At 58.9% G+C, this 1,508-nt stretch carries 1 pseudogene; it reads right to left on the minus strand.

The annotated features are described in order from the left end of the window. Nucleotides 1-1,508 (minus strand): annotated as a pseudogene (locus tag AC07RZ_RS23150) (cell surface protein); the annotation flags it as partial.

Consider the following 1,508-nt stretch of genomic DNA (forward strand, 5'->3'; position numbering starts at 1 on the left):
ATGCCGGTCGATGTCGAAGTCGACAGCGACGCCACACTGCTATTGGTCGTGCTCAGGCCAGTCGAGGTTGAAGTCGACAATGAAGTCACGTTGCTGTTGGTCGTGCTCAAGCCCGTGGAGGTTGATGTCGACAGTGATGCGGCACTGCTGTTGGCTGTGCTCAGGCCGGTTGATAGCGACGTAATGCCGGTCGATGTCGAAGTCGACAGCGACGCCACACTGCTATTGGTCGTGCTCAGGCCAGTCGAGGTTGAAGTCGACAACGAAGCCACGTTGCTGTTGGTAGTGCTCAGGCCAGTTGACAACGACGTGATGCCGGTCGATGTCGAGGTCGACAGCGACGCCACACTGCTGTTCGTCGTGCTCAAACCCGTCGAAGTCGAAGTGGACAACGAGGCCACGTTGCTGTTGGTTGTGCTCAGGCCAGTCGATGTCGAGGTAGACAGAGACGCCACGCTGCTGTTAGCTGTACTCAAGCCAGTGGAAGTCGAAGTAGACAACGAGGCCACGTTGCTGTTTGTTGTACTCAGGCCAGTCGACAACGATGTGATGCCGGTCGATGTCGAGGTAGACAGCGACGCCACGCTGCTGTTAGTCGTGCTCAGACCGGTTGAAGTCGACGTCGACAGCGATGAAATGCTGCTGTTGGCCGTGCTCAAACCGGTTGAGGTCGAAGTCGACAACGAATTGACGCTGGTAGACAGGGACGATATCCCGCTGACAGCAGTATCCAGCTTGCCAGCCACTGCATACAGCTGGCTGCCGTTGATGGCATCGGTGCTGGCCGCCGAGATCTGGCCGGCGGCGACATTGGTTACCTGGCGCTCAGCGCCCGCGGAGCCAACGCTGACGACACCCACCGGCGCATTGCCGGCGAATGTGCCGAACGTGGTGCCGCCGACGGTGGCCGAGCTGACCGGCACGGCAGCAGCTGTTGCCGAATTCGCACCCAGCGCCACAGAATTGTTCGTGGCGGCCACGGCATTGGGGCCAATGGCGACAGCATCGGCTCCGGTCGCTTTTGAATCCGCGCCGGTCGAATTGGCGTGGAAGTATTTGATACCCTGGTTATTGATGTTGTCGATCGCCGAACCGACATTATTGGCGGTGGCGGTAGTACCGTTTGCATTGTAGGTGGTATAGGACGGCGCACTGACCGTGCCGGTCGCCGAATTATAGGTAGCGCCGCCGCCCAGGCCGGCTGCAGTGCTGTTCCCCAGCGCATCCACATTGGACTTCACTGTGCTGATACCGGTCGACAAGGAAATAATCCCGGTCGAGGTTGACGTCGACAGCGACGAAACACTGCTGTTGGTCGTGCTCAGGCCAGTCGAAGTTGATGTCGACAGCGACGAAACGCTGCTGTTGGTCGTGCTCAGGCCAGTCGAAGTTGATGTCGACAGCGACGAAACGCTGCTGTTGGTCGTGCTCAGGCCAGTCGAAGTTGATGTCGACAACGAAGTCACATTGCTGTTCGTGGTGCTCAAGCCCGTCGAGGCCGAAGTCGA

Source organism: Collimonas sp. GW821-FHT07E08 (assembly GCF_059418905.1).